Below are 24776 nucleotides of genomic sequence, written 5' to 3' on the forward strand. Positions count from 1 at the left end.
AAGCGCAAGTTGTACGCGAGCCGCGCGCCACTCGCCAGCCGTATATGTAACTGAAACACAACGGCCCACCAGAAGGCGGGCCGTTGTCAGCAATCGGACGACGAATCAGTCCTGACGGCTGGTGACTTCCAGCAGGTGATAACCGAACTGGGTCTTCACCGGGCCTTGCACGACGTTGATCGGCGCGCTGAATACCACGGTGTCGAATTCCTTGACCATCTGGCCTGGACCGAACGAGCCCAGATCGCCGCCCTGACGGCTGGACGGGCAGGTGGAGTTGGCTTTGGCGACTTCAGCGAAATCGGCGCCGGCTTCGATCTGAGCCTTGAGTTCGTTGCACTTGTCTTCGCTGGAAACCAGGATGTGGCGGGCAGTGGCTTTGGCCATGGGGAATTCTCCGAACTGTTTCAATAAAAGGTGGAGCGTACCGGAATCAGTCGGCGAATTCTCGGCAAAGTTCCATTCTGCGTTCCTTGCCCGATTCATAGATCCGCCGCTTGCAGACGCTGGGCATGTTCGACGTACAGGTCGATCGGATCCGGCGAGGGCGCTTTTGTGCCCGCGCTCCGCCGCAGGCTGGCCAAATGATCCATTGGGTAATCGGAGCGGATCACTTGGCCGAGATGGCTACTGAAGCGTCCGACGAAACCATCATTCTGCTGGGGTTCGGTGGTGAAATATTGCGACAGGACCCGGCAGGTTGCTTGAACCGGATCCAGCACTGGCAACGTGGATTGCGCAACAACCCCGCTCCACGAGTAGTAGCGCACGCCGTTGACTTGCTCAGGACCATGCCCGCCCCAGGTTTGCGGCAGTCCCTGGGGAAATTTGTCATTGAATTGACCGACGCCGACCGTGGTCAATGCGTTGAGTGCGGCTAACGCATTCTGCGGCAATGTCACGCTGCCGCTCAGTAGTGACAGCAAGTCGGCAAATTGTGTCGCCACGTTCTGTGCGACGGCTTCGGGAAGCTTGCCTGGAATCAGTGCCCTGCGCAGGAAGTCGGCGAGCTCCGAGCCATGGTTCGGGCCACTGACGGAGGTGACCGAAGCAACGACGTCTGGTGCAAGCGCCGCCGCATAGCGTGCAGCGAGTGCGCCTTGACTGTGTCCTATTAGGTTGACTTTCTTCGCGCCTGTGCCTCGCAACACGCAAGCAATCTGTGACAGCAGTTGCTCGCCCCTCATTTCATTGTCGTGGGTGGCCGAAAGGTGTGGAACAAACAATCGACAGCCGGCCGTTTTCAGCACGGACTTGACGTCATGGAACAGCTCGCAATGACCGATACGCTCGAACCCGAACAGACCGTGGACCAACAGGATGGGATAACGAGTTGTAGCATTCCGTTGCATGTTCTTACCTTTTTCGTAGAAGTTCATCGGGAAATCACCGGGCCACTCTAAAACACTCATCCCGTTGAAGAAGTACGAAGAGGCTTCACATTGCGTTTGAAAATGGACTACGAGGCGTACGAAATTTCGGAGAGCTGTGAAATCCGAATCGGAAGTTCAGTGGGTCGTTTGTCGGCATAACCGCGTGACCTCTGCTGTTGCCTACTTTGCGAGTAGCGGTTACGCCGTTGTCGCGGTGGATTCGGCTGACATCCGGAACGTTCAAAGAGGTCCTCAATGTAGATGTCAGTGTCGTCATTCGGGGCGGCACGTTTTCCAGGGAGTGGAAGCGAAAATGAATAGCCATGAAATCGAGTTTTGCTGGCGGATGCGCCAGCCGATGGTTGCCGAAGTGTCTATCGAACCTCTGGTCGCGCCAACGATTGACGGGCTCCAAGGGAGCGTGTTGGATCCTTCGCTGGCCAAGGCCATCGTTCGCATTTCCCCTTATGCCAACATGAGCTGCGGCGATCAGATCGTGCTGTCTTGGGAGGGGCTGGATATCGAAGGCTTTGCCTATCAATACGAGAGTGTTCGATTCATCAGCCAGGCCCAGGTTGGCAAAGACGTCATCTTCGTCATCAGGGCCATGCATGTCGCTGCGCTGGACGGGGGTTCGCTTGAGGTTTACTGGGCACTTCAAAGTGCGTCCGCACCCAAGGCAGTGGAATCTGCTCGCCTGCAACTGTCTGTCGGGGACGTTGGACCGCATCTGTTGGCGCCGCAAATAGAGGGCTCGGTAAACGGAGCGCTGGAGCCGTCGCGAGTGGTCGAAGGCACCCTGGTGACCCTGCAGCCTTACGCTCGGATGTCAGCGGGCGACCGGATCATGCTGTCGTGGCATGGAGATGCTTCGCCTGAAATATTCACCGACTCGTTGAAGGTCGAGGCCTGCGCCGTCGCGCAAAGCCTGTCCTTCTGGGTGCCGGCCAGCTACGTCGAAGCGCATCGTGGTGGCGAGGTGGTGGTCGCCTACCGTGTTGAACAGCGCTGTGGAGCCATCCGAACCTCGGAGCCTGCGACGGTTTTCATTGGGCCGGCAGTGCGTGCTGAACTGGCCGCGCCGGATATTGTTGGGGCGATCGATGATGTGCTGTCGGTGAAGGACTCGATAGAGGGGGTTTCCATTCTGATTGAAGACCCGCTGGTGCAGGAAGACGAGTTGGTCTATCTCAAGTGCGATGGTGATTTTTTCAGTCATCGCGATGATCTTGAAATCACTCGGGAGACGGCCGGGCAACCGGTGAGTTTCATTGTTCCCCATCGGTTCTGGCGCGAGCACCACGGCACGACGGTGGAAATTGCCTACACCATCGAACGTCTGGACGATACCAGTCAGCAATCTGCCGTGAGGCGGATCAGCATAGTGGCATAACCCGGGGAAGGTCGGCCCTCCGCGCTTCGTATGGAACGGGAGGGCGATCTGCGATCAGGCCCTGGCGTTAGCGAGGCGCCGTGCGGCGTCGGTCAGCAAATGTTCCGTTGCGTCAAAGCCGAGGCAGCCATCAGTGATCGATACGCCGTAGCGTAGAGAGGTGCTCAGCGGCTGGCAGCCTTCGAACAGATGAGATTCGAGCATCATGCCGATCAGCGAGTGGTTGCCACGCAGGCGTTGTTCAAGCACCTCGTTGAAGACGGCTGGCTGACGCAGTGGATCCTTGCCGCTGTTGGCATGGCTGCAATCGACCATGATCCGGCTGGGAATCTTCAGTCGGCTGAGTTCGGCGCTGATGTTGGCTACGCTGGTTGCATCGTAGTTCGGCCCTTGATGGCCACCGCGCAGCACAATGTGGGTGTCAGCGTTGCCGGCTGTCTGCACGATCGCTGGATGCCCTTGGCTGTCCACGCCGAAGTGCCGATGCGCATGGCCTGCCGAGCGCATGGCGTCGACAGCAACGGCGGCGCCGCCGTCGGTGCCGTTCTTGAAGCCCACCGGCATGTTCAAGCCACTGGCCATTTCGCGGTGGATCTGCGACTCGGTGGTGCGGGCTCCAATGGCCACCCAGCTCAGCAGGTCATCAAAGTAGCCGGCGGCCATGGGTTGCAGGAGTTCGGTAGCGACCGGAAGTCCGAGCTGGATCATTTCCAGCATCAGTTCGCGCGACAGCGTCAGGCCGGTAGCCATGTCGTCAGTGCCGTCCAGATGCGGATCGTAGGCCAGACCTTTCCAGCCAACTGTCGTACGCGGCTTTTCAACGTACGCCCGCATCACCAGCAGCATTTCACCGCTGACATCCTCGGCCAAGCGAGCGAGTTTGCTGGCGTATTCGATTGCTGATTGCGGGTCATGGATAGAGCAGGGGCCAACGATGACCAGCAGGCGTGGGTCTTCACCGTCAAGGATGGCGCGCACCGCCTGGCGATGAGTGTTGACCTGTTGATGCAGGGAATGGCTGAGCGGCAATTGCTGTTTGAGCTGCAACGAGCTGGGCAGACGCAGGGTCAGCGCTTCGTTGGCAGAATCGATTGTGGATAGCGGCAAAGCGGAAACTGAAGAGTTCATGTTCGGTCTTCCTGGGCGGATGGCGGGTCTTTCCCGCGCAATCGGCCCTACTGGGGTGTTCGACAAATGGCCGTACTGGCTAGGCATGTGTGTTTGCCACCTGTGGGTGACCGATCGGAGGCGGCAGGCTGTCCCGAGCGGAGGCTGGTAAATCGCCAGGCGCTAAAGCTGTCGTAACGGTAATAAGTGGCGTAGTTCATGGTGTAATCCTCGAAATGTGGTGTGTCGCTGAAAGTGATGGGCCTGAAAAAACAAAACCCCCGGTCGGGAGGCCGACCGGGGGTTGAGAAATCTCTGGTAGGCGACCCGTTATCATGGGCGCCGTTTGGGTATCAGGCGCGCCAGTGGCTAAACCAATACCCAAAATAAAAGTTGTCAGGAGCGCAAGTGTGATTCACCCGGGCAGCCGCAACCGAGCGCAGGGCGCTGTTGGTGCAAGACTGTGGAAGGGTGTTGAACATGTGCTGTCTCCGTTGAATGCGCCGAGCTTACTCGACGCTGATACGCATCAGCAATCAGAAAATGCTATTGCCCGCCGCTCAAAACGCCTATCACTGGCAAACCATGCGGGTGAAGGGCAACTTTGCAGTCATGGAGAAAGCTGAATGAGTTATCGAATCCGGCATGCCACCCGTGATGATCTTGCTTTTGCGCGGGATCTGACCTGTCGCAACATGCTGCGCTATTACATTGAGCACGACCTGTTGTGGCAGGACGAGGCGTTCGACGCAGGCTGGCAGTATCGTGACAACTGGATGATCCTCCAGGATGAACTGGCGATCGGTTTTTTCAGTCTGAGCCAGGATGCGCGGGCGCTGTACATACGCGAATTGCAGATTGATCATCTCTGGCAAGGGCAGGGCGCCGGTTCCTGGGCCATTGGTCAAGTTACCGAAATGGCTCGTCAGGCAAGACGACCGGCACTGCGACTGACAGTGTTTGACAATAACCGGGCGCAAGAACTGTATGCACGCAAAGGACTGCGCATCGTGGGCAGGGATGAGTGTTTCCTCAGGATGCAGCTCGATTTGAGTACAGCTGTGCTCTGAAACCCACAGCCGGCAAGCCCTGAATGATGAATTGAAACTTTTTAAATGCGGCTTTCCGCTAGGTCTGTCTGGCACTTTTTGCTAAGGTGTCCGGCATCCCAATAAGACCATATCGCGAGGTGTCTGCTTGATTAGGGTGCTAGTGGTCGACGACCATGATCTCGTTCGCACAGGCATTACACGAATGCTGGCCGATATCGATGGCCTGCAGGTGGTGGGTCAGGCCGAGTCAGGTGAAGAGTCCCTGATCAAGGCCCGTGAATTGAAGCCTGACGTAGTGCTCATGGACGTCAAGATGCCCGGCATTGGCGGCCTCGAAGCCACGCGGAAGCTGCTGCGCAGCCACCCGGACATCAAGGTGGTTGCCGTTACGGTGTGCGAGGAAGACCCTTTCCCGACGCGTTTGCTGCAGGCCGGGGCGGCTGGTTACCTGACCAAGGGCGCGGGTCTGCCGGAAATGGTTCAGGCCATTCGTCTGGTCTTCGCCGGGCAGCGTTACATCAGTCCGCAGATCGCTCAGCAGTTGGCAATCAAATCATTCCAGCCCACCAATGATTCGCCGTTCGATGCGTTGTCCGAGCGGGAAATCCAGATTGCGTTGATGATTGTCGGTTGCCAGAAGGTCCAGATCATTTCCGACAAGTTGTGCCTGTCGCCGAAAACCGTGAATACCTACCGCTATCGCATTTTCGAGAAGCTTTCGATCAGCAGCGACGTCGAGTTGACACTGCTCGCGGTGCGTCACGGCATGGTGGATGCCAGCGCCTGACCATGACCGAGAAATTTGATTCCAGTGCTTTCCTGTCGACCGTCAGCGGTCGGCCCGGCGTCTATCGCATGTTCGACAGCGAAGCGCGCCTGCTCTATGTCGGCAAAGCGAAAAACCTGAAGAAACGTCTGGCGAGCTACTTTCGCAAGACCGGGCTGGCGCCGAAGACGGCCGCACTGGTCGGCCGTATCGCTCAGGTCGAGACGACCATCACCGCCAACGAAACCGAAGCGCTGCTGCTGGAACAGACGCTGATCAAGGAGTGGCGCCCGCCGTACAACATCCTGCTGCGCGACGATAAATCCTATCCGTACGTGTTTCTCTCCGACGGGCAGTTTCCGCGCCTGAGCATCCATCGCGGGGCAAAAAAGGCCAAGGGCAAGTATTTCGGCCCATATCCGAGTGCCGGTGCCATACGCGAAAGCCTGAGCATCCTGCAAAAAACCTTTTTCGTTCGCCAGTGCGAAGACAGCTATTACAGGAACCGCACCCGTCCGTGCCTGCAATACCAGATCAAACGCTGCAAGGCGCCGTGCGTGGGGTTGGTCGAGCCTGACGTCTACGCCGAAGACGTGCGCCACTCGGTGATGTTCCTCGAAGGTCGCAGCCATGCGCTGACCAACGAGCTGTCCACGGCGATGGAAGAGGCAGCGATCAATCTCGAGTTCGAGCGCGCGGCCGAATTGCGCGACCAGATCGGGTTGCTGCGCCGGGTACAGGACCAGCAGAGCATGGAAGGCGGAACCGGCGATATCGACGTTATTGCCGCATTCGTCAACCCCGGCGGCGCCTGTGTTCACCTGATCAGCGTGCGCGGCGGGCGAGTGCTGGGCAGCAAGAATTTTTTCCCGCAGGTCGGCATCGAGGAAAACGTTTCCGAAGTCATGGCGGCGTTTCTCGGCCAGTACTACATCAGCAGCCCCGAGCGGGATTTGCCGAGCGAGTTGATCGTGAATGTGGTTCACGAAGATTTTCCAGCGCTGATCGAAGGGATTCATACCTTGCGCGGCCGCGAATTGGCCATCAGCCATCGGGTGCGCGGTACCCGTGCGCGCTGGCAGCAACTGGCCGTGACCAACGCTGAGCAAGCGTTGGGCGCGCGTCTGGCCAACCGTCAGCACACCGCCGCGCGATTCGACGCGCTGGCCGAAGTGCTGAATCTGGATGAGCCGCCGCAACGTTTGGAATGCTACGACATCAGTCATTCCAGCGGCGAAGCGACGGTTGCCTCCTGCGTGGTGTTCGGGCCGGAAGGTGCGATCAAGTCGGATTACCGCCGCTACAACATCGAAGGCGTCACCGCCGGCGACGATTATGCGGCCATGCACCAGGCGCTGACCCGCCGGTTCAGCAAACTCAAGGACGGCGAGGGCAAGTTGCCGGACATCCTGCTGGTCGACGGTGGCAAGGGCCAATTGTCGATGGCCCGCGATGTGCTCAACGAACTGGCCGTACCGGATCTGATCCTGTTGGGCGTAGCCAAGGGGGCCACGCGCAAGGCCGGTTTCGAAACGTTGTATCTGAATGATGCAGCGCACGAGTTCACCTTGCGCGGCGATTCGCCCGCATTGCACCTGATTCAGCAGATCCGCGATGAGGCGCACCGCTTCGCAATCACGGGCCATCGAGCCCGTCGCGGCAAGACCCGCCGAACCTCGACGCTTGAGGGTGTCGCAGGGGTAGGGCCAACGCGCCGCCGTGACCTGTTGAAACATTTTGGTGGATTGCAGGAGCTGTCTCGTGCAAGCATCGAAGAGATCGCCAAAGCCCCGGGGATCAGTAAAAAGCTCGCTGAGTCGATTTATGCGAACCTGCATAGTGAGTAGAATGCCCCTTCACCTCGTAGCCAGTTGTGCCGATGAATATCCCTAATCTGATTACCGTTCTACGCGTCCTGCTCATCCCGATCTTCATATTGCTGTTCTATCTGCCTTACCAATGGAGTTACATGGCCTCCGCTTCGGTTTTTGCCTTTGCGGCTGCAACCGACTGGCTCGATGGTTATCTGGCGCGCCGATTGGAGCAAAGCACACCGTTCGGGGCGTTTCTCGATCCGGTCGCCGACAAGCTGATGGTCGCTGTTGCCCTGGTCTTGCTGGTGCAGGAACACGGCAATCTCTGGCTCACGCTGCCCGCAGCAGTCATCATCGGTCGCGAGATCGTGATTTCGGCGCTGCGCGAATGGATGGCCGAACTCGGCGCCCGAGCGCAGGTAGCGGTTTCCAATCTCGGCAAATGGAAAACCGCTGCGCAGATGCTCGCGCTGGTAATTCTGCTGGCTCATCCAAAGGCATTGAGCTTCTGGGTCGTGCTCGGTTATACGCTGCTGATCGTCTCGGCAGGGCTGACCCTGTGGTCGATGGTTCAATACCTTCGCGCCGCCTGGCCGCACCTGAAGACCGATGTCGAAAAGAAATAAAAGTTTTTTGAATCAAGGGGTTGACGGGGCTTCTTAATTCTATAGAATGCGCCACACCAAGCGGGAATAGCTCAGTTGGTAGAGCACGACCTTGCCAAGGTCGGGGTCGCGAGTTCGAGTCTCGTTTCCCGCTCCAATTTGTACAGTGTTTGTTGTTGCGCTACTGACAGCAAATACTTTGAGGCCGAGTAGCAAAATGGTTATGCAGTGGATTGCAAATCCACCTACGCCGGTTCGATTCCGACCTCGGCCTCCACTATCAAAAACCCCGTAGATCAATGATCTACGGGGTTTTTTGTTGCTTGTGGAAAAAGTGTGGTGTTCCGCATCGTTTATGGAGGGTCACTCAGTCAGACACGCCCCGGTCTTGATATGGCTGGCACCTTCCACCGTCAGATTCGAGAAAAAGATGCAGCCAATAAGGCGTGCGAATAACGTCAGTGTGTCCGCAAGATCCGGGTTATCAAACAGAACGGCCCTTGAATCCAGAGCACATAGGGCACCCCATAGTCTTCCGTCCGGCAGGAAAACAGGCGCGCCTGCGTAGCTTTCAATTGAATACTGCTTCACCACAGGACGTGACGAAAGTCGTCCATCCTTGCTGATTTGTGGAAGGAAGAGGGCTTGAGGATTTCGTCGAAACTCACTGCAGAGCGTAGTTTCCAGATCCAGCGTATCGCCGACGTTTATTCCCAGTTCAATCGGATCGTATGCCGAACAGACGATCCATTCCGTTTCCGTGAATTTTGCGATTCCGGCAAAGCGTGTACCGGTCAGGCGGGTGACAAGCTGCAGGATATTGGTGGTCGCTTCGATCTCGGCGATCGCCGAGCGCTCCTCTTGGCTTAAAGACGCTTTTAGAACGGTGTCACTCATTTGCATGGAATCAAATCTCCTGATTGCTTGTACATCCCTGAGCTCTGCTCTGGTGACGTTCTGTGAGGCGTGATCGTGGTTGAAGGGGGGCGTGCTGATACCCTTTGATTATTGATTTCGGCGCCAACCTTTAGCGTAGACATCCCGTCCAGACTTGGGTTGCCTGCTCATAATCTCAATCGATGAAACATCTGTCACCCGTGCAGCCAAGGTGATGGTGAGCATCTGAATCTTTTGAGTTTATCGCCACAATTTCCAGTCTGGTTGCTGCGATTTGCCAGTTACCTCGGCCTCTACTTCAAGCAAACTCCGTAGCTCCCTGATTTCTGAGGCTTTTTGATTTTCTGCGGTCAGCGATATTTAGTTCTCAAATCGCGCACTCCAAACTTGCTTCACCGGGACGTGATGTATATATTCCCCGCTCGGCTTTTCAAGCGGTCATCCTGTCAGGATCCAACCGCAAGGCTGAGCAGAGCAATACCGCGCTACCGCCCGAATGGCGAAACTGGTAGACGCATGGGACTTAAAATCCCCCGCTCGTAAGGGCGTGCCGGTTCGATTCCGGCTTCGGGCACCATCTTAAATCAAGGGTTTGCGGGTGAAAGCTGATGCAAGCCCTTGTTTGTTTCTGGTCAGCTATTTCGAACTTGGTCCGCAATTCACTTGGTAGGCATGACCTTTTTGCCCTTTCGATTGCGGATGTACTGCTCGGTCATCACCACCGTCGTATGCCCAAGTTGATCTCTGGCTTGCAAGATATCACCACTGGATTCCGCCTTATCGGTACCCGCCTTGGCGCGCAAGTCGCGCATCTGAAACTCCGCTTTCGGCACGCCGGCCGCCTCCCTGGCCAAGTCGAATCTCCTGCGCAACATCGCCACTGTCATCGGTGTGCCGTCCTCCGTAACGATCAGCCGCGTCGAGCGGACCTTGTGTTCTGACTTCCGGGACATGATTCGATCAATCAAAACCTTCAGCTCCCCAGTTATCTCGATCCGACGCTTCGCCTTTGTTTTGCCCTGCAGAACCCAAATCTGCCCGTCGCGCACGTCGCGCTCGTCCATCAGCCGAGTATCAGTCACGCGTTGCCCGGTGAGATAGGCGAGGTCCATTGCGTCTTGCAGGCCCACATCTGCCTTGTCGTGCACGCGCTTGAATAGCGCATCCTCGACATACGTGTCCCGGCCAGTTTCCTTGTTGCCCTTGATGCCCGCGCATGGATTGGCAAGAGACGTGTAACCCTTGTCCCGAGCGTAATTCCAGATGGCGCTGAGCAGTGCCTTCTCGCGGTTCGCGCGCACCGGCGCGGACTTGCGCCATGTCAGGTACTGGCGTACGTGCAACGGCTCGATCGTTTCCAGCGGCGCGGGCGGGTCGTCGAAGAAAGCGATCAGATTCTTCAGCTCGCGCTTGTTGTCAGCCTGGGTGGCTGTGCCTTTGGTGGGGACGACGTCGACCATGTATTTTTCGGCGACGTAGCGGAACGTGATGACCTTAGCGACCAGATCGCTTGCGGTGCGATCACGCTCTAGCTTCGCGTACTCCATGATCGCCAAGCCGTAGTCGCTGCCCAGTGGAATTTCCTTGCGGTCCTTGCCGCCCGTGTCGTAGTAGTAAAACACCCGGCCGCTGGCTTTCTTGCGTTCCCGCAGCCTGGCGATCGAGCCGGGTTTACTTGGTCGTCTTCCCATGTCAGCTGGCCTTACGTGATTTCCATACGGGCTTTTCTGATTCAAATGCGCCGACGGCGGTGACCGCCATCGCGGTGACACTCGGCCAACCGTTCACTTTAATCGTATGGCGAACGCCATTCTTTTTCAGGTTGAGGATCTGACCTGCCTTGGTCCGCGCGCCGGTGAGCTCGCAAACCTCCTCGTGAGATAGAAACTGGATGGTCATGTGATGCTCCATGCCGCGCGTGGCGGCAGAAGGTGGTGATGGGTTATGCGCCGACCTTGGCCAGAACTGCGTCGGCAACCTTCATGGCAGCCTGCGCATCGTTGACGTAGGCGGTGTCGAACCCGCCTGCCAAGTGGATCGTTGCTTGACAGGCACGCAAGTTCTCGCGGGTGAGTTTCAGCGCCGCGACCAGCTCTTCGTGCAGCTCGCGCTCTTCCCGACCGATTTCCCAGAATCGCGTTGCCCAGTGATCGGATGGCGGCGGGTTCGTGTTCTGCGCGCCGAAGGCCAGCGCTCCTACCACTGCGTCGAGCAAATCGCGCTTGTAGGCGTTATCGCCGTCGATGCTCAGGCCCTGCCGGCGCAGCGCGTCGAGCGCGTTATTCAAGTTCGCCTCGGGCGATGGCAGCACCAGGTCAAAGTCAGCTTTGCCCGGCCGGCAGACGATGACAAACATCTGGCAATCGAGCGGCAGGTGTTGGGCGATATCCGAGATCGATTCGATAGCCACTTCGCGCAGTTGGTGTTTTTGATCAGACATACGAAAACCTCGCCCGCCGTACACCGGCAGGCTGTTGAGTTGGGGGAGGGGTTACTGCTTGATGAGTTCAGCGGGGACTTTCACCGCGGCGCCGCGCTTGGCGAAGATCACGGCGCGGAACACTGCGATGGTTCGGGTTTCGCCGGGCTGGCGGTTGAACGGATCGTTGGCCATGTCGGCCAGCCAAGGGTGCCGGTGTCCAACATCGACCCAGACGCCGTACTTCGTGATCAGTTGCACGGCGTCGGGCAGGGTGAATAGATCCATCTGACCGGTACCGGGCTGCTGATCACCCTCGATCGCGTTGATTGCCCAGTCCAGCGCCGGGCCGGTCAGTTCCTCTGTGCGGACGCTGACCATGCGATTCATCCGATCACCGCCTTTATGGTCAGTACCAATGGAAGCCAGAAGAAGAGGGTGCAGCCGAGTAAGCATTTTGTGATCATGGCGCGGATCTCGCAGCTGTGACCTCGTCGATGAGCGATTGCGGAAGGCGTGCTGCGAACTTGCCCTCCGACCACGACAGCGGTTCGGACTGACGGATCATCTCGTTCAACAGTTCGAACGCCGCGACAAGCTGCTGATCTCGGATTTCGCCATCCTCGGGAAGGTCGTCAACAAATATGTCGGACGGGTCTAGTTCGCGCGGCATGTTCGGCTCGCAGATGCAGAGCTTTTGGTCTGCCAGATCAATATCGCTGTCGATCAGGTAATCACGCAGGCTGTCTTCGTCGAAAAAATATTTTTCATCATCGAAAATGACCAGCGGCTCGCCTGCCCAATCCTTGATCGGCATCGATGCAAACTTCGCCAGAGACTTTCTTCGTAGCACTGGCGGCAGTAGCTCCGGCTCTCGTGGATTGGATGACCTGGATTCTTCTCGCACCGGCGGTGAGTGGCGCCGCACCAGCGAGCCATGTGTTCATCGTTGCCCCAGAAGCGTCCATCGGCTGCGACCCAGCCAGTGAGGGTCTGAATGCTGGCGGCTTCGGGGGATTCGTACATCACGACTTTTTCTTCAGACATGACTTCGTCCTTGCCGCTATAGCGGCTAAAATATGTACAAGGGAATTGGAGCTGTAGAGGTATTGAAACCAGCCGTCCGTAACCGCTTCGGCGCCGTTGCGCTTCGTTCGATCAGGTCTATCTTTGGAGGAGTTTTAAGCCCCTATCAAGGAACAGGCAGGAGGGCGGTATGAGGCTTCGCGGCGACATTTTCTGGGCTTGGGCAGATCCCGAGATCCACAACCGAACACATGATGAAACTCTCAGTAATGGAACTCACATCGACGTGCAGGTCAGGCTATCTCGTACCGGCGAAACTCAAATGTTCATCGGTGTTTATGCTTCCGGTGGCATGGCGTTGCATGAAGAAACCGTTAACCCAAGTCCGGGTGAATCAATGACCAGAGCTATGGCTTGGGGCGTAAGCCGAGCTCGTCAGTTGGCTGCTGCTGGAAGTGCGAGTCCTAAGTCAGCGTCCTCGAAATAGCGGCTGACTTTGAAGGGGGAGGGAGTTACTGGTATTTCTTTCTGATGCGCGTGACGATGGCTTCGAGCTTTTCCGCCATGGCCCACATGTCGCTGTTGTCGCGGCGGGAGACGACCGGGGAGCGCTGAACGTTGCGGTCCATCAGGATCTTCGCTGCCAGCAGGATCAGCCAGGCTTCGAACTTGCGGCGGATGAAGCGCTTCATTCCTGCGGTGCCGGGTGGCTCGCGTTCCAGCGCTCGAAGGCTTCTTGCGTGGTGGCGGCTTCGATCTTCTCGTCGCACTGGTTGCACGCCGCCACACCGCCGGCCGCGCCGACATCGCGGTGACCTTGCTTGCACGGGTTCATATGCCAGTCGTCATCCTGTTCCTGTTCAACCACCTCCACCACCAGGTGCTTGCCGCATGAATGGCAGAAGTGCATGCCGTTTTCCTCCGGCCCGTCCTCGTGGAATGACCAAGTCTCACCGCAGCCACTGTTCCAGATGCCGCTGTCGTCTTCGCGACTCCATTCGCAGGTCCCGGCTCGATCATCGTTCAGTTGATCCGCTGCGTTCAGGCGCTGCTGCAGGGCGTCACGTTCGGCGGTGACCCGGTCGAAGTCAGCCGACTGGACGTACTGGCCGTCATCGGCAGGCACCATGTCCGCACACGACTCATCGGTCTCACGGTCAAGGTCATAACGCATTACTTTGCACATGCTTGTGTCCTATGCCGGGCCATACCCGGGCGGTGGAGTGAGTTCAATGGATCAGGTACAGTTCCGCGATTACCCAAGAAGGATCGCCATGAGCTGCTACATCTGCGGAAATAGCGTTGCACCAGTTGTGATGCCAGACAGCGAGGAAATTCCGTGCCCAGAGTGCGGGCGGTACCGGATTACTGGAACCGCAACAGAACTGCTTAAACGAAACATCCTGAAGTTTGATATTTATCTGTCACGGCGGTGGCTGGCCGACCAGCAGGGCAGCGGGATCATCCCGCTGATCGATAGCAATATCACTGGACGGCTGATGCTGCATTAAGGTGCTGCCCTAGCTCATAAGATCGGTTGATTTCATGGCGCTGGTTCCCCTTGCCGCGGAGTTGGAGGCTGGGTTACGCGGCTTCGGCTTGTCGTTCGGCGGCGCGCCACGGGTCATTGGCCCGTGCCAGTGCAGCCATCGGCGGAGGGCTGACGCTGTTGCCGCACATGTGCACCTGCTGGGTCTTGGTGAACGGCTTGCCGTCTGCTCCGTGACTAATGATGTAGTCGGCAGGGAAGCCCTGAGCCTTGTACAGCTCGGCCGGTTGCAGCATCCGCAGGCAGATGTCGACGATCACGTAAGGCGTGCCCTTGATGGTGACGGTTACCAGCCCGAGGCGATCCTTGGTGGTGATCGTTGGCGCTGGCGCGTCTGCTGCGCTCATGTTCTCGGTGCCGTAGTAGCTGATCAGGAATGCCGCGACCCGCAGTGCACCGGCCTCAACCTCTGGCGAGAGCTGCAGCTCGACCAGCGATCTCTTGCCGCCACCGCCTGCTGTGATGGTCGGCGCCGGTTCGTCCACGCCTTGGCCAACGCTGGCGCCGAACTGACGTTCCATGAAGGCAGTGACCAGCGCGTGATGAGTACCGCCGGCGCTGATGGTGTGCAGCGGATCGTCGGCGTCCCGCGCATCGCAGTTGCCGCGCAGGTGCACCAGGTTCGCCGTCACCAGTTGCTGCTGGCTGCCAGTGTTCGTCACGGTGGTCATCGGATCGTCGACGCTCTTGGCGACGGTGGTGTTGAACCCGCCGTTCATCTGGGCCATGAACACGGTTGAGATCCCCATGGCGTGAGCGGCACCGGCCGGGCGCTTGTAGTCGCCGCCGCTGGTTATGGTCGGCAGCGGCTCGTCGAGCGCCTTGCCTTCGTCCGCAAACCGGAACTTGACCAGGTGCGCAGCGGCGAGCGCGCGGTGACCACGCGTCATCAAGGTGCCGAGAGGCTTGTCCGCCGCTACCGGATTTCCGGCATATACCGGGCCACCAGCGCCTACCAGTACCGGACTGATCAGCGTCAGCTCGCCGCGATTCGCACACGTCACAGTCGGCAGCGGGGCGTGTGGATCGTTGACCCGGTCGCTGCCCTGATGGGTTGCTGGTGCGATGATTGGGCTGGCCATGGCGAACGATCCGCCACGCGGCCAAGACGTCACCGTGCGCAGTGGCTCATGGGCAGACTGGACGCTTTCGCCGGACCAGTTCGCGATCGGCACGATGAATGGGTCAGCGGCATCGATGACGAACTTCTTCATGCCCTTGGCGATCCGGCGCAGGGTGGCGGGTGCCAGCGGCTTTGCCCGGTCGAAAATGCTTTTGCTCGGTATGGTCCAGTCTATGCACTCGGCGGCAGTGCGCCACTTCTTTTGGCCCTTGGCCGGGTTCTTCGCGTGGGTTGGCTCTGGCCACACGATCGGCTGGCCGTCGCAACGGGCGATCATGAACAGTCGCTCGCGGCTGGTCGGCGCGCCGAAGTCGCAGGCCTTGATGACACGCCATTCAACGGCGTAGCCCAGGCGTTGCAGCTCGGCGACGAACACGGCCCAGGTCTGCCCGCGGCGTTTCGGATCAGGGACCAGAAACTGCTGGTGAACCGGTACGACTTCGCCTGGCTCGGCAATGGCGCCGCCCAACTTCATCACGCGGCCGGTCGACTTGCAGCGCTTGGCGATCAGCGGCCCCCACTGGAGGATCTGTTTCACGTTCTCCAAGCTGATGACGCGAGGCTTCTTCTTGCCGGCCCACTTCAGGCCGATCCATGACAGGTTCCGAATCTCCCGCTTGCGCGGCTGGCCGCCGGCGGCCTGGCTGTGGTGCGTGCAGTCCGGCGACATGTGGAACCAGCCCACGGCCTTGCCGCCGCACTCGGTGTCCGGATCACCGTCAAACACGTCGGTGGTGTAATGCACCGCGCCCGGGTGATTCACGGTGTGCATGCTGATCGCCTGCGGGCTGTGGTTCTTGGCGACATTCACCGCGCGACCCAGACCCATCTCCAGCCCGGTACCGGCACCGCCGCCACCGCAGAAGAAGTCGACAACGATCTCATCGTCCTGAGTGCTGAAGCCGAGTCCGTATTGAGTTTTGAAATCGAAGGGGTGTTTCTTCTGTTGTGCGGACATAGGGGATCCTCGCCGGCTGGCGTGATTCGTATAAGTGGGGTATTTGTGTTCGGCCCGGCATGGAGCCGGATCAGGCGGTAATGCGTTCGCCGATCACGGTGGTGGTGAACTGCACGGTGTACTCGGTCACCAGCTTAAATTCGCCGCCGCAGGTGTCGCAGGACATTTCCTTGTCACCGTAATCTTCCGACTCAATGTGCATCACGGTTGCGCAGTGAGGGCACTTGCATTGGTCTTGGGCGCGATAATCCCACTCGTCGTAATCGCGCTCTGCGACCTTGGCCAGCGCCTCGGCTTTCGCGACTGCATCTTCGGCGTCCTGACAGGGTATGCAGGTGAAACCGTCAGGGTGGCCCCATGGTGTTTCCGTGAGCTTGGAGCGGTGAGTGCCGCACAGACGGCAAACGTTGTGTTTGTCGCACACTGAGTAACTGTACTTCTCACCGGTTCCGTTGCACTTGGCGCAGCCAGACACCCAATACCAAGCTCCATCGATACGCTCGGCGTACAGGCCGTTTTCCGGGGGCCGCAGGCTGACTTCAGGCAGGTCAGTGGTGGTACGGTGAAATCGGTGATGATCCGCACCGTTCCACACGTTGAGGTTGCCGTTACGCTGGCGCTGGGTCCACTCACCGGGGATCTCCGGGATCAGGATCTTCGTGTTCTTGTCCATGGATTATCTCCAGTCAGGCGCCGCCCTCCGCGACCGGTGGTGGCAATTTGGTTTGGGTTGGGGTATTACGGGTGACCGGCATGGAGCCGGGTCAAGGAGATAGTGTGGCGATAGAAAATTTGATGGTGACCCTACATCGGCTTCCTGAGATTAAGGCTGTAGTTGATACTGGGACCGACCTGGTAACGCTTTTTGGATTCGTTCTCACCGCAATCGCGGTAATAGTTGGCGCTCTCTACAACACGCACACTTTTAAACGGTCTGTTGAAAGCCAAGAGCGCGTAGCAAAAGGAAGTGCCGAAGTCCTGAGAGCGCAAGGCCGATCTGAAGCAATTGCCATGAATCGTCAGCAGTGGATTAATGGCCTACGAGATGAATTGTCTCATTTTCTATCTCTAGGTTATGACGTGCATACACTTGCTCAGTTCATCGTTGACACCACTTGGATGGACTCATCGATACCTGAAGATCGGGCGAAAAATCTAGAGCTTTACAGACTAAGATACTCGGATTTTTCTGATAAGGTTGCGCGCTCACGCTTTCATTTCGCAAAAATTGAGTTGTTCCTAAATCCCGCAGAAGCCGAATCGAAGGAATTAGTTGACATTATGAGCGAATACATCAGCGAAGCGGTTGCATACGGCGATATTTTGGATAGCGGAAACCGCGCGGTAATGGCTGCACAAGTTATTCTTAAAAATGAGTGGGAAAAAGTAAAAAAAATGGAATGATGGGGGCTTCCACTGTTACGGTAGATGAATCTCGTCTTCATTCTCTCCGGGGTGCTTTGCTAAGTAGAGCAGCCCCGCGTCCCTCAGCTGTCGCAACACCTTTTCACTAGGCTCATAAGGTGTCGTGACACTACGAAGCATCCAAGCCTGTGTTTCGAAGTCGGCGCCTATAAGGTTCCGAATCAGGTTCTGATGGATTTCCTGCTGATTGTTGAATCCGTGCTCTTGCATCACTTTCTTCAGGTCAGGCTTGAACACCCCGGCCACCTCAACCGTAAACTTCTCGACGCCCAATGCAGCGTCCTTTGCTGCTGCCTTCTCGCGCTTCCTGCGCTGCTTGATGGCTTCCGCTGTCGGCTGGGGCTCTTCCACCGCCATTTCCTGTTCTTCGGCCATGGCCTACCTCTTCAATTCCGCTGGCCGGCAAGTCCAGCCAGGTCTGTCGTTTGCGTTGTTGGGTGCGAAAACGTCTCACGCTGCGACCTTCACCTGATGCCAGGCGCCGGCGGCGTAGAACAGCTTTGCGGCTTGGGCTTCGTCCATCGAAATCTCGTCGGGGATAGCGATCCAGCCCGAGGCCACCAGATGGTTCGGGTTCGCGCTGTTGCGCAGCTCAAGGTAGTAATGCTCGATCGCATCGGTGAGACGCTCGACCTTGTAGATGACCTCGGGCGAGATCTCGACCGACTTGATGTACTCGGCGCCGCGCTCGTCTCGACACATGGCGGCGATGTAGATCGTCCAGCGATAGGAGAAATCGAATATCGCGTTGGCGATCGCCAGGCTGCGGATCTGCTTGCAGCTCTTCCAGTTCGCCATGATCTGGCTGCCGCTGGGATCAATGTTCACCACAGCGACGTGGTTGGTGCGCAGCAGCGCCCGGCAACTGCGTTCAGCCCGGGCGAAACCGTTGTTGGGTTTGCGTTTCGACTTCATAGCGCGTCCGCCATTTTGCGCAGCGCCTTACGTTCGGCGGCCGATATCGCCTTCGGCCGCCGCTTGAGGACCGTTTCAGGGTCTATTTTCTTCGAGCGGGGCGGCTTTGGCTTCATTCGGGCGATCGGCAGCTCCTGATAGTTACCGCCGGGGCGCGCCCAGAAGTCCGCCATCGCGGCCGCGATTCGATCCGACTCAGTCTGCTTTTCACGAACTGCGTTGAGGTTGAGGCTGATCATGCTCAGGCTCCTAATCGATGGGCTTGTGCCCGCGCTTTATCCGCTACTTCGTCAACCATCCGGCCAAGCTCCAAATTGAACTGGACCAGCTCTTGATGAAGCATCGCGATGTACTCGTCATCGCGCTTGATGGTCTCGATGTACAGGCGGCAGTCTTCGTCTTGGCGCGGATCGAACGACAGGAAATCCCACCATTCCCGGCCCGTAACGAACATGCAGCCCTGAACCTGAGGCTTGTGTTCGTCGGGCATTCCTTCGAGCCAGGTGCGAACGTGGACGGCTTCATTGAATGGACACTTCGACTCGATGCCGCCGTCCTCGCCAATCAAGCCGTCCGGCGAGCAGCCCAACCAGTCGTATTTTGGATGAACCAAGAAGCCCGACTTGATGACGGTATTGCCGGTCAGAATTTCGTAAAAGTCGTGACTCGACTGCTCGACCTCGGTACCCCACGCCATCGACTTGCTGCTGACCGAATGCTTCGATCGGTTGGCCAGTCGCTCGAAGGCCAACTCGCGCATGTAAGTGGTGCGGGCCGCGAGTGGCTTGCGCTTCCCTTGCTTGTCACGATCACCCCAAGCAATCACATCCTTGAACCTGCTTGCCGTGAGGCGCCCGCTGCGGTCTTGATGCCACTGCTCGGTGCGCTGAAGGTCTACTGAGGCGTTCATTGATTACCGTCCTGCGGATCGTTGTCAGCACTGGCGTTCGAGCTTTCATTGAGGGTTGTAAACTCTGCCTCGATTGTCTGTGCAATCGACTTCAGCTCACCGTGACGTGTCACGCCAATTGCGCCACGCTGCTGCGGTTTCAGGGCCTTCCAGGCTTTTTCGTAGCCATCAATTCCTTGCTCTTGAGCGATCTTTTTGAGCTGCTCGAACAGGTCCGCAGTAGCGTCGGTTGCGTCGCCCTGAGGAACCGACGCAGCTCCCACATCTGCTGGCTTTTCGTTGGTAGATCGTGGGGTAACGTCCGTTTCCGGTAGCGCGTGGCCGTCGTCCAGCTCGTCACGGGTGTACACGCCAAGAATCACGTCGGGGCAATACAGGCGTGCCCATTTTTTCAAGGCCAGGTATGCGATCTGCTGCTTCGGATCGTCCGCCCAGAGCGTGGAGTTTCGGGTTCGAGCCTGAGTCATCAATGTGGTCAGTTCGCGGGGAGCGTCTTCGCCAACGAACGTAGCCCAGACGCGGACGCCGAGGCCTTTCTCGTCGTTTATGTTCCAGTTTGGGACGCGGTATTTCTTCGGCTGTCCGTGATCATCCATTTGCTTTTTGCTTTCGATTTCACGGAAGTTGCCAATGATCTTGTCCCAGTCGCCAAACCACTCGTAATGGATGCGATCAAGAGTCGGCGCTCGAGTGGTGATGACCGCATTGACCAGCTGTGCTTCATAGCTCAACTGGCCACCGTTCACGATGAACGTCTTCTGCGCAACCTGGAACGGATTCATGCCCCATTGCATGGACTGCATGATCACTGCCATGCAGTCGGCAGTGTTTCCGTGGAAATGCTTCGGCAGGGTGGTTTTGCCGCCTGCCATGATGCCCGCGAGTTCAGTCATCGACTGCATGCTGTCGCGATTGAGGATCAGGCCCGTCGGGCTTGTGTCCATTGGTACGGTAGCAATCTGGGTTTGAGCGTTCATTCCTAACTCCATAGCCGACGACTTTGGCCGGCCTCCGGGGTGATTTCAGGGTTTGTTAGAACGACAGGGCGCGCAGCCAGGCCGATGCCTCGTCATTGGTGACGCAGAAGGCCATGGCCACGACCTCGACCACTTCGTTAGCGCTCGGCATGTTCGAGTCAGCGACTTCGTCAGCCACTGGAACCGGATCACCTCCCACTGCATCTGCTGGCGCTGTGTCGGTAACGGCTGGTGTCGTGATGACGCCTGCAACCGCGGCGGGTGCTGCAGCCAGTGCGCGCAGGCGAGCCAACTCTTCTTGGTCGCGCTGATACTGCGCATCGCGTTCGCGCTGCTGGCGCTGCTGTTCTTCTTGCTGCTCACGTTGCTGGCGTTGTTGCGCTTCCATATCGCGGCGCTGCTGGTCGAGTTCATCCTGCTGCTTCTTCAAACGCAGGCGATCTTCCTCGGCGCGCTGCTTGCGCAACTCTTCTGCTTCAGCATCGGCGATGCGTTGCTTCTCACGCAGTTCATCCAGCTCTTTTTGTTGGGCCAGCAGCTTGGCTGCCGCCTCTTCGCGGGCAACAGCAGCCCTTTGCAGCGCTTCAAGCTGTTCAATAGCGTTGTCGCGGGCAATGGTGGCTTCCGCTTCGAACTCGGCGTATTCGTCCGGCAGGATTACCGACTCTTTGACGCTCAGAAGCACGTTGGCAACATCGGCAGCGCTACGGCTTGCATATGCAGCGGCGACTGAGCTGAATCGGGTGATTTTTGCTCGGATGGCTTCGACGCGCTCAGCTTCGATGCGCTCGCGTTCGGCCTTGGCGTCAGCTGCGCGCTTTTCTTCGGCCTTGATGGCTTCGTCGACAGGCGCTTCGATTGCCAGCACGCGATCCTTCAACGCCTCCCCGAATTCCTTCACTTGGTTGACGCGAGCTTGGGCGTCTTTAACCGCCTGTTGATAGGGGATCAGCGCCGTTTTCGTGGTATTGGCCAAGGCGTAGCGGACATCGCGAATATCCACGCGAACTTCCTTCGCATTCGCCAAGCCCTCACTTGTAGAGCAGTCGACAACGAGGTTTGCGTAGGTCGTTTCCAAGCGGACGATTTGTTCTTCATGCGGCCGATATTCGGCGATATCGGTGACAGCTACTTTTGGCGCTACAGCGGTCATTTCGATGGACTCTTGCAAAGGTGCTTGTTGGGCTTTTGCGGACATGACGGTTCCTTGCCGCGGCGAGCGCAGCTTGTGGTGGTGTTGTTTATTGAGTGATGCGATCGGCGAGAGCGCTGAGCAGCATCAGGAAGGTATAAATCGAGAGGACTCGAAACGAGCCGCGCCGAATCAGAGTGCGCCGAGCGCGCTGAAGGCTGGTCATCGGAATACGTGGTAGGTGGTGGAGCGCGGAACCTGGCAAGTGCCCGAGCCATCGCGAATGACACCGTAGGCGCCGGCACCGGCAATCAAGATCACAGCGAGAAACCAGTACAAGAGATTCATGGCCGAGCCCTCACAGCGATGCGTCCGCCTTTCATGGTCACCGACAGGCGCTGCGGGAGGCTGTCGACCAGATCCTCTCGCTTGCGACCGATCACTTCGTTGAAGGGCAGGCCGAAGCCGAGGATCGCGATGCGGCGCTCGATATCGTCGAGCTGCTCATCGACCAAAGTTTTTACCGGAGGCGTTGTCATGCTGCAGCTCCTTGCGAGACGGATGCGTTGTAGGAGGCGTAAATCTGGTCGATGCGTGCGCGGAAGTGACGGTGCTCGGCATCGTCAATGGCACGAAGCATGAAGGCCAGGGTGATGCAGGATGTCGCGGCGGCGCTGGCGTTGGGCTTGCCGAGGTCGCGGATCATGTTGCTGATCTCGCCCTCGATCCAAGTCACCGCCGTTTGATGGTCACGCTGCTGGATGTTCATTTGAGCCCCCAGAATTCGCCGTAGGCGACCACCGCTGCCGCGACTCGCTTGGCCCGCGCCTTGCGGTCGACCAACTCTTGAGCTGCCATCAGCGCCTGACGCTGTGTGCGTTCTCGCGCTGCGGCTTCGTAGTCGTGAAAGTCTTCAACCTTCGGCGCCTTGGGGCGCCCCCATTCATCAAAGCGCCGATCCCACTCTCGGGCCTGCGCACTGTCTGCATAGCTGGTTGCCATGGTCGCCTCCGTGGTGGCGGGTGTTGATCCAACAAAACTCGGATGCACTCATACGCTCCGCTGGTTGCCGTTGGGCGCGGAGGGGAGTGCATTCGGGGTTTGTCGGGTAGGGTGGGTGCAGATGGCCGGAGCTGATCCCGGCATGACTATTAGCGGCCTAAGTGACACCGGAGCTTCACCGGGGCGAAGGTTTCAGCCGCTTATTCTTGGACTCGCCGTGGCCATCTGGGCGCTTACTCACTCTACCGGCCACGATTCCCGCGATCCCTCAGGTCTTACACTTGCCCGTCAGCCCGGGCATTCATCTGCGTGTTGCGGTGATGCAGGCGGGCGGTTATAGGCCGCAGTTTCGTCCGCATCGGGGTGTGAACTGACCTGACCACATATTCCAGTTTCTTGGTTTATGGCGGGTCATTTCAGATCACACCCCGATGCGCTCTCATAGAGAGGATCGGGCAGCAGCCTTGCAATCAGCCGCCGTCATTCGATGGCCGTCTTCGCACTCAACAACGCGCACGCCACTGGTGAGTCCACGCTCAGCGTTGAGCCTATTCGCCTCTCGGATGCAGGCGTTCAGGTCAGCATCAGCGAAGACCTGCAGCTCTCCGCGCAGCGTGATGTGGATTACCTTGTTCATCGTCTTGCCCTCAGTTGATTTCCCGTCTGGCCCTGTCACCAAGGCCAGCCAGTGAAATCTGTTTTTCTCCGCACCCGCTTACCAGGTCATTCACTCAGTTCGGTCAACACCTCGTCCGCCGTCGCAGTGGGCTGCGCGTTGGCAGGCTTTCGGGCCTGTCGGATCGCCGGTCGCCGGTAGAGGCAAGTGCGGTTTTGTTCATCGGTTTACTGACCTCCCACCGATGGAGCCGGGAGTGACCTAACCGGAATGGCCGGGTAGTCGTTCATGGCGCGGGTTTTTAAAGAGCGGCGGGTCTGTTGAGGCTCTTCGCAGTGGCTGTGTGTCGCTGCGATGGGTGCAATTTAGAAAACTTAACAAAACACGTCAACACTTATTTTAGAAAACTTAACAGGCGGGACGAAAGGTAATGGATCGCGCTCATCGCAACAGGTCTTTTTGTTTAGGAATCTACACGCTATGCTGTATGTATATACAGTCAAATAAGGAGCAGTCTGGATGGCAAAGAAGCAGACTAAGCCGGCAGTGCGGCAGGAGATGAGCGGGATCGAGCGACTTGGTCTGAGGGTGTCATCGATGATCAACCACCCTATCGCTCAGGATCAGCGGTGGGTGACGATCCACCGCCTGGATACGGATGGACATAGGGAGTGGGGAGAGGTGATGGGGTTACTGTCCGAGACGGACGGCATAGAAATTACGTTCAACGACGACGATTCGGTGACGCTGAAGTGGGAGGCATCATCAGAAAACGATCATGAGGTTGAGGTGCCTGACGAGTTCATGAAGGTGGAGGAGGTTGCGCCATTTTGACGCACAACGAAGCCCGGCTCTTGGCCGGGCTGATCACTTCGGCGCGACCTGCGCACCCGGTGCTGCTGGAGCAGCTTGGGTTGCCTGCTGCTGGCGCTGAATCTGCTCAAGCAACTGCTTGGTTTCAAGCGACTGCTGTTTAGCTTCTTGAACGAGTGCTGAGGTTTCTCGGCCAGAGTCGAAGGCCGTGAAAGATAGGCTGACCGCAGCAATTATGGTGCCGACCATCACTGCAGTGGCCGACCAGATGTTCGCCTTCATCCCCTTGAGCGGTTGAATCTCAAGCCGAAAGTCGCTTACGGCTTGGCGTATGTCACCTTGGAAATCCGCAATACGGCGATCCATCCGCGCTTCGACAGCGGACAATTTTGCATCTAGCTCTTCACGATTCATATCACTCATAACGACAGTATCCACTGGATTCTGGTTTTCGTCTTGAATCTTTTCCTGGCTCCCAGTCGGCAAATTGTCCCTAATCGGTCTTATGTTTTCACCCCAGCCGTGATTCTTCATATTTCAGCCGCCGGAGGATTGTCTAAAATCCAGCTGATCACTCTCTGAGTATAGATTGACCGATAAGTCCCGCAGTTTTCGCAACTCATCGCGAAGCTCATGCGATAGAAGTTGGTCCCAGCGATCGGCATTTTGTAGGTGGTCAATACCTGATCGTCAGAACCGTCAGCATTCCCGGTAAACACATTCCACTCTCCGGAAGTCCCGCAATGGGGACAGACCATCGACATAGATACGCCATCTAGGAATCTTATAAAATCGTCATAGCTGACTCTGAATTTTTCAGGATCAAAATTGACTGCGCCGTCTTCTGTATCGCTCATCGCAACATCCCTGCATATTCCTTCAAACTTGAGTCTCGATGCTGTCG

At 57.8% G+C, this 24776-nt stretch carries 35 protein-coding genes and 3 tRNA genes; 12 read left to right on the top strand and 26 right to left on the bottom strand.

What is annotated here, in order from left to right; translation table 11 throughout:
- Positions 1 to 105: 105 nt before the first annotated feature.
- Positions 106 to 387: a peptidylprolyl isomerase gene (locus J2Y39_RS22030; protein ID WP_041478733.1), complete on the bottom strand. Its 282-nt coding sequence runs from the start codon at positions 385 to 387 to the stop codon at positions 106 to 108.
- Between the two features lie 95 nt (positions 388 to 482).
- The gene (locus tag J2Y39_RS22035) at positions 483 to 1352 is read right to left on the bottom strand and encodes a triacylglycerol lipase (protein WP_310219961.1); all 870 of its coding nucleotides are present in this window, start codon (positions 1350 to 1352) and stop codon (positions 483 to 485) included.
- Between the two features lie 334 nt (positions 1353 to 1686).
- Between J2Y39_RS22035 and J2Y39_RS22040 the strand changes: the two genes are divergently transcribed.
- Positions 1687 to 2766, top strand: a complete 1080-nt coding sequence (locus J2Y39_RS22040; protein WP_310219707.1) for a hypothetical protein — start codon at positions 1687 to 1689, stop codon at positions 2764 to 2766.
- 54 nt (positions 2767 to 2820) lie between these two features.
- On the opposite strand, the gene J2Y39_RS22045 is transcribed toward J2Y39_RS22040, so the two are convergent.
- A complete protein-coding gene (locus J2Y39_RS22045) occupies positions 2821 to 3894 on the bottom strand; it encodes a 3-deoxy-7-phosphoheptulonate synthase (RefSeq protein ID WP_310219708.1) in 1074 nt (357 codons plus the stop codon).
- Between the two features lie 605 nt (positions 3895 to 4499).
- Here J2Y39_RS22045 and J2Y39_RS22050 point away from each other — a divergent pair.
- The 6 genes from J2Y39_RS22050 to J2Y39_RS22075 all read left to right on the top strand — a co-directional run bounded on the left by J2Y39_RS22050 (position 4500) and on the right by J2Y39_RS22075 (position 8387).
- Complete coding sequence (locus J2Y39_RS22050; RefSeq protein ID WP_310219709.1) at positions 4500 to 4943, top strand: GNAT family N-acetyltransferase; 444 nt, start codon at positions 4500 to 4502, stop codon at positions 4941 to 4943.
- 127 nt (positions 4944 to 5070) lie between these two features.
- Complete coding sequence (gene uvrY / locus J2Y39_RS22055; protein ID WP_024012761.1) at positions 5071 to 5712, top strand: UvrY/SirA/GacA family response regulator transcription factor; 642 nt, start codon at positions 5071 to 5073, stop codon at positions 5710 to 5712.
- A gap of 2 nt (positions 5713 to 5714) precedes the next feature.
- Positions 5715 to 7538: an excinuclease ABC subunit UvrC gene (gene uvrC, locus J2Y39_RS22060; RefSeq protein ID WP_150635509.1), complete on the top strand. Its 1824-nt coding sequence runs from the start codon at positions 5715 to 5717 to the stop codon at positions 7536 to 7538.
- A gap of 32 nt (positions 7539 to 7570) precedes the next feature.
- The gene (gene pgsA / locus J2Y39_RS22065) at positions 7571 to 8131 is read left to right on the top strand and encodes a CDP-diacylglycerol--glycerol-3-phosphate 3-phosphatidyltransferase (RefSeq protein ID WP_041478738.1); all 561 of its coding nucleotides are present in this window, start codon (positions 7571 to 7573) and stop codon (positions 8129 to 8131) included.
- 60 nt (positions 8132 to 8191) lie between these two features.
- Positions 8192 to 8267: transfer RNA gene (locus tag J2Y39_RS22070), tRNA-Gly, on the top strand.
- Positions 8268 to 8313: 46 nt separating this feature from the next.
- Positions 8314 to 8387: transfer RNA gene (locus J2Y39_RS22075), tRNA-Cys, on the top strand.
- Between the two features lie 86 nt (positions 8388 to 8473).
- Here J2Y39_RS22075 and J2Y39_RS22080 read toward each other — a convergent pair.
- On the bottom strand, positions 8474 to 9007 hold the full coding sequence (locus J2Y39_RS22080; protein WP_164488345.1) for a GAF domain-containing protein: 534 nt from the start codon (positions 9005 to 9007) through the stop codon (positions 8474 to 8476).
- Positions 9008 to 9497: 490 nt separating this feature from the next.
- Between J2Y39_RS22080 and J2Y39_RS22085 the strand changes: the two genes are divergently transcribed.
- Positions 9498 to 9584, top strand: a tRNA-Leu gene (locus tag J2Y39_RS22085).
- Positions 9585 to 9666: 82 nt separating this feature from the next.
- Here the strand turns inward: J2Y39_RS22085 and xerC are convergent.
- The 5 genes from xerC to J2Y39_RS22110 all read right to left on the bottom strand — a co-directional run bounded on the left by xerC (position 9667) and on the right by J2Y39_RS22110 (position 12243).
- The gene (xerC, locus tag J2Y39_RS22090; RefSeq protein WP_310219714.1) at positions 9667 to 10698 is read right to left on the bottom strand and encodes a tyrosine-type recombinase/integrase; all 1032 of its coding nucleotides are present in this window, start codon (positions 10696 to 10698) and stop codon (positions 9667 to 9669) included.
- A 1-nt stretch (position 10699) separates the two neighbouring features.
- A complete protein-coding gene (locus tag J2Y39_RS22095) occupies positions 10700 to 10906 on the bottom strand; it encodes a DUF4224 domain-containing protein (protein WP_056785291.1) in 207 nt (68 codons plus the stop codon).
- A 43-nt stretch (positions 10907 to 10949) separates the two neighbouring features.
- Positions 10950 to 11447 (bottom strand): hypothetical protein, encoded by a 498-nt coding sequence (locus J2Y39_RS22100; protein WP_310219715.1) that lies wholly within the window; start codon positions 11445 to 11447, stop codon positions 10950 to 10952.
- A 51-nt stretch (positions 11448 to 11498) separates the two neighbouring features.
- On the bottom strand, positions 11499 to 11816 hold the full coding sequence (locus J2Y39_RS22105) for a hypothetical protein (RefSeq protein ID WP_310219716.1): 318 nt from the start codon (positions 11814 to 11816) through the stop codon (positions 11499 to 11501).
- Between the two features lie 73 nt (positions 11817 to 11889).
- A complete protein-coding gene (locus tag J2Y39_RS22110; protein WP_310219718.1) occupies positions 11890 to 12243 on the bottom strand; it encodes a hypothetical protein in 354 nt (117 codons plus the stop codon).
- A gap of 399 nt (positions 12244 to 12642) precedes the next feature.
- On the opposite strand from J2Y39_RS22110, the gene J2Y39_RS22115 reads away from it, so the two are divergent.
- A complete protein-coding gene (locus J2Y39_RS22115; RefSeq protein ID WP_083386928.1) occupies positions 12643 to 12939 on the top strand; it encodes a hypothetical protein in 297 nt (98 codons plus the stop codon).
- Between the two features lie 25 nt (positions 12940 to 12964).
- On the opposite strand, the gene J2Y39_RS22120 is transcribed toward J2Y39_RS22115, so the two are convergent.
- Both J2Y39_RS22120 and J2Y39_RS22125 read right to left on the bottom strand, forming a co-directional pair.
- Complete coding sequence (locus tag J2Y39_RS22120) at positions 12965 to 13144, bottom strand: hypothetical protein (protein ID WP_150635505.1); 180 nt, start codon at positions 13142 to 13144, stop codon at positions 12965 to 12967.
- Entirely contained in the window at positions 13141 to 13638 is a 498-nt protein-coding gene (locus J2Y39_RS22125) for a hypothetical protein (RefSeq protein WP_150635504.1), read from the bottom strand. The genes J2Y39_RS22120 and J2Y39_RS22125 overlap by 4 nt, the downstream gene beginning before the upstream one ends.
- 46 nt (positions 13639 to 13684) lie before the next feature.
- On the opposite strand from J2Y39_RS22125, the gene J2Y39_RS22130 reads away from it, so the two are divergent.
- On the top strand, positions 13685 to 13963 hold the full coding sequence (locus tag J2Y39_RS22130) for a hypothetical protein (protein WP_310219720.1): 279 nt from the start codon (positions 13685 to 13687) through the stop codon (positions 13961 to 13963).
- 73 nt (positions 13964 to 14036) lie between these two features.
- Here the strand turns inward: J2Y39_RS22130 and J2Y39_RS22135 are convergent, their stop codons facing one another.
- Positions 14037 to 16082, bottom strand: a complete 2046-nt coding sequence (locus J2Y39_RS22135) for a DNA cytosine methyltransferase (protein ID WP_310219721.1) — start codon at positions 16080 to 16082, stop codon at positions 14037 to 14039.
- Between the two features lie 70 nt (positions 16083 to 16152).
- Entirely contained in the window at positions 16153 to 16755 is a 603-nt protein-coding gene (locus J2Y39_RS22140) for a hypothetical protein (protein WP_310219723.1), read from the bottom strand.
- Between the two features lie 80 nt (positions 16756 to 16835).
- On the opposite strand from J2Y39_RS22140, the gene J2Y39_RS22145 reads away from it, so the two are divergent.
- A complete protein-coding gene (locus tag J2Y39_RS22145) occupies positions 16836 to 17486 on the top strand; it encodes a hypothetical protein (RefSeq protein WP_310219727.1) in 651 nt (216 codons plus the stop codon).
- Positions 17487 to 17501: 15 nt separating this feature from the next.
- On the opposite strand, the gene J2Y39_RS22150 is transcribed toward J2Y39_RS22145, so the two are convergent.
- From J2Y39_RS22150 to J2Y39_RS22200, 11 genes are all read right to left on the bottom strand, one after another.
- Entirely contained in the window at positions 17502 to 17882 is a 381-nt protein-coding gene (locus J2Y39_RS22150) for a hypothetical protein (RefSeq protein WP_310219729.1), read from the bottom strand.
- Between the two features lie 75 nt (positions 17883 to 17957).
- Positions 17958 to 18422 carry a hypothetical protein gene (locus tag J2Y39_RS22155; protein ID WP_310219730.1) on the bottom strand — a complete coding sequence of 155 codons (465 nt, stop codon included), beginning with the start codon at positions 18420 to 18422 and terminating at the stop codon, positions 17958 to 17960.
- On the bottom strand, positions 18419 to 18661 hold the full coding sequence (locus J2Y39_RS22160) for a hypothetical protein (RefSeq protein WP_310219732.1): 243 nt from the start codon (positions 18659 to 18661) through the stop codon (positions 18419 to 18421). Before J2Y39_RS22160 ends, J2Y39_RS22155 begins: the two co-directional genes overlap by 4 nt.
- A gap of 2 nt (positions 18662 to 18663) precedes the next feature.
- A complete protein-coding gene (locus tag J2Y39_RS22165; RefSeq protein ID WP_310219733.1) occupies positions 18664 to 19332 on the bottom strand; it encodes a YqaJ viral recombinase family protein in 669 nt (222 codons plus the stop codon).
- A complete protein-coding gene (locus J2Y39_RS22170; RefSeq protein WP_310219735.1) occupies positions 19329 to 20309 on the bottom strand; it encodes a RecT family recombinase in 981 nt (326 codons plus the stop codon). Before J2Y39_RS22170 ends, J2Y39_RS22165 begins: the two co-directional genes overlap by 4 nt.
- A gap of 55 nt (positions 20310 to 20364) precedes the next feature.
- A complete protein-coding gene (locus tag J2Y39_RS22175) occupies positions 20365 to 21507 on the bottom strand; it encodes a hypothetical protein (protein ID WP_310219736.1) in 1143 nt (380 codons plus the stop codon).
- 156 nt (positions 21508 to 21663) lie between these two features.
- On the bottom strand, positions 21664 to 21789 hold the full coding sequence (locus J2Y39_RS22180) for a hypothetical protein (protein ID WP_310219738.1): 126 nt from the start codon (positions 21787 to 21789) through the stop codon (positions 21664 to 21666).
- Entirely contained in the window at positions 21786 to 21980 is a 195-nt protein-coding gene (locus tag J2Y39_RS22185; RefSeq protein ID WP_077571970.1) for a hypothetical protein, read from the bottom strand. The genes J2Y39_RS22180 and J2Y39_RS22185 overlap by 4 nt, the downstream gene beginning before the upstream one ends.
- A complete protein-coding gene (locus J2Y39_RS22190; RefSeq protein WP_073474139.1) occupies positions 21977 to 22210 on the bottom strand; it encodes a hypothetical protein in 234 nt (77 codons plus the stop codon). The genes J2Y39_RS22185 and J2Y39_RS22190 overlap by 4 nt, the downstream gene beginning before the upstream one ends.
- Positions 22207 to 22443 carry a hypothetical protein gene (locus J2Y39_RS22195; protein WP_310219741.1) on the bottom strand — a complete coding sequence of 79 codons (237 nt, stop codon included), beginning with the start codon at positions 22441 to 22443 and terminating at the stop codon, positions 22207 to 22209. Before J2Y39_RS22195 ends, J2Y39_RS22190 begins: the two co-directional genes overlap by 4 nt.
- A 439-nt stretch (positions 22444 to 22882) precedes the next feature.
- Positions 22883 to 23080: a hypothetical protein gene (locus tag J2Y39_RS22200; RefSeq protein ID WP_125926727.1), complete on the bottom strand. Its 198-nt coding sequence runs from the start codon at positions 23078 to 23080 to the stop codon at positions 22883 to 22885.
- A 498-nt stretch (positions 23081 to 23578) separates the two neighbouring features.
- On the opposite strand from J2Y39_RS22200, the gene J2Y39_RS22205 reads away from it, so the two are divergent.
- Positions 23579 to 23893, top strand: a complete 315-nt coding sequence (locus tag J2Y39_RS22205) for a DUF1654 domain-containing protein (RefSeq protein ID WP_150635491.1) — start codon at positions 23579 to 23581, stop codon at positions 23891 to 23893.
- A gap of 33 nt (positions 23894 to 23926) precedes the next feature.
- Here the strand turns inward: J2Y39_RS22205 and J2Y39_RS22210 are convergent, their stop codons facing one another.
- Both J2Y39_RS22210 and J2Y39_RS22215 read right to left on the bottom strand, forming a co-directional pair.
- Positions 23927 to 24406 (bottom strand): hypothetical protein, encoded by a 480-nt coding sequence (locus tag J2Y39_RS22210; protein WP_150635490.1) that lies wholly within the window; start codon positions 24404 to 24406, stop codon positions 23927 to 23929.
- Complete coding sequence (locus J2Y39_RS22215; RefSeq protein ID WP_150635489.1) at positions 24403 to 24729, bottom strand: hypothetical protein; 327 nt, start codon at positions 24727 to 24729, stop codon at positions 24403 to 24405. Before J2Y39_RS22215 ends, J2Y39_RS22210 begins: the two co-directional genes overlap by 4 nt.
- Positions 24730 to 24776 lie beyond the last annotated feature (47 nt).

Source organism: Pseudomonas sp. 2957, from assembly GCF_031456345.1.
In the GTDB taxonomy this organism is placed as follows: domain Bacteria; phylum Pseudomonadota; class Gammaproteobacteria; order Pseudomonadales; family Pseudomonadaceae; genus Aquipseudomonas; species Aquipseudomonas siliginis.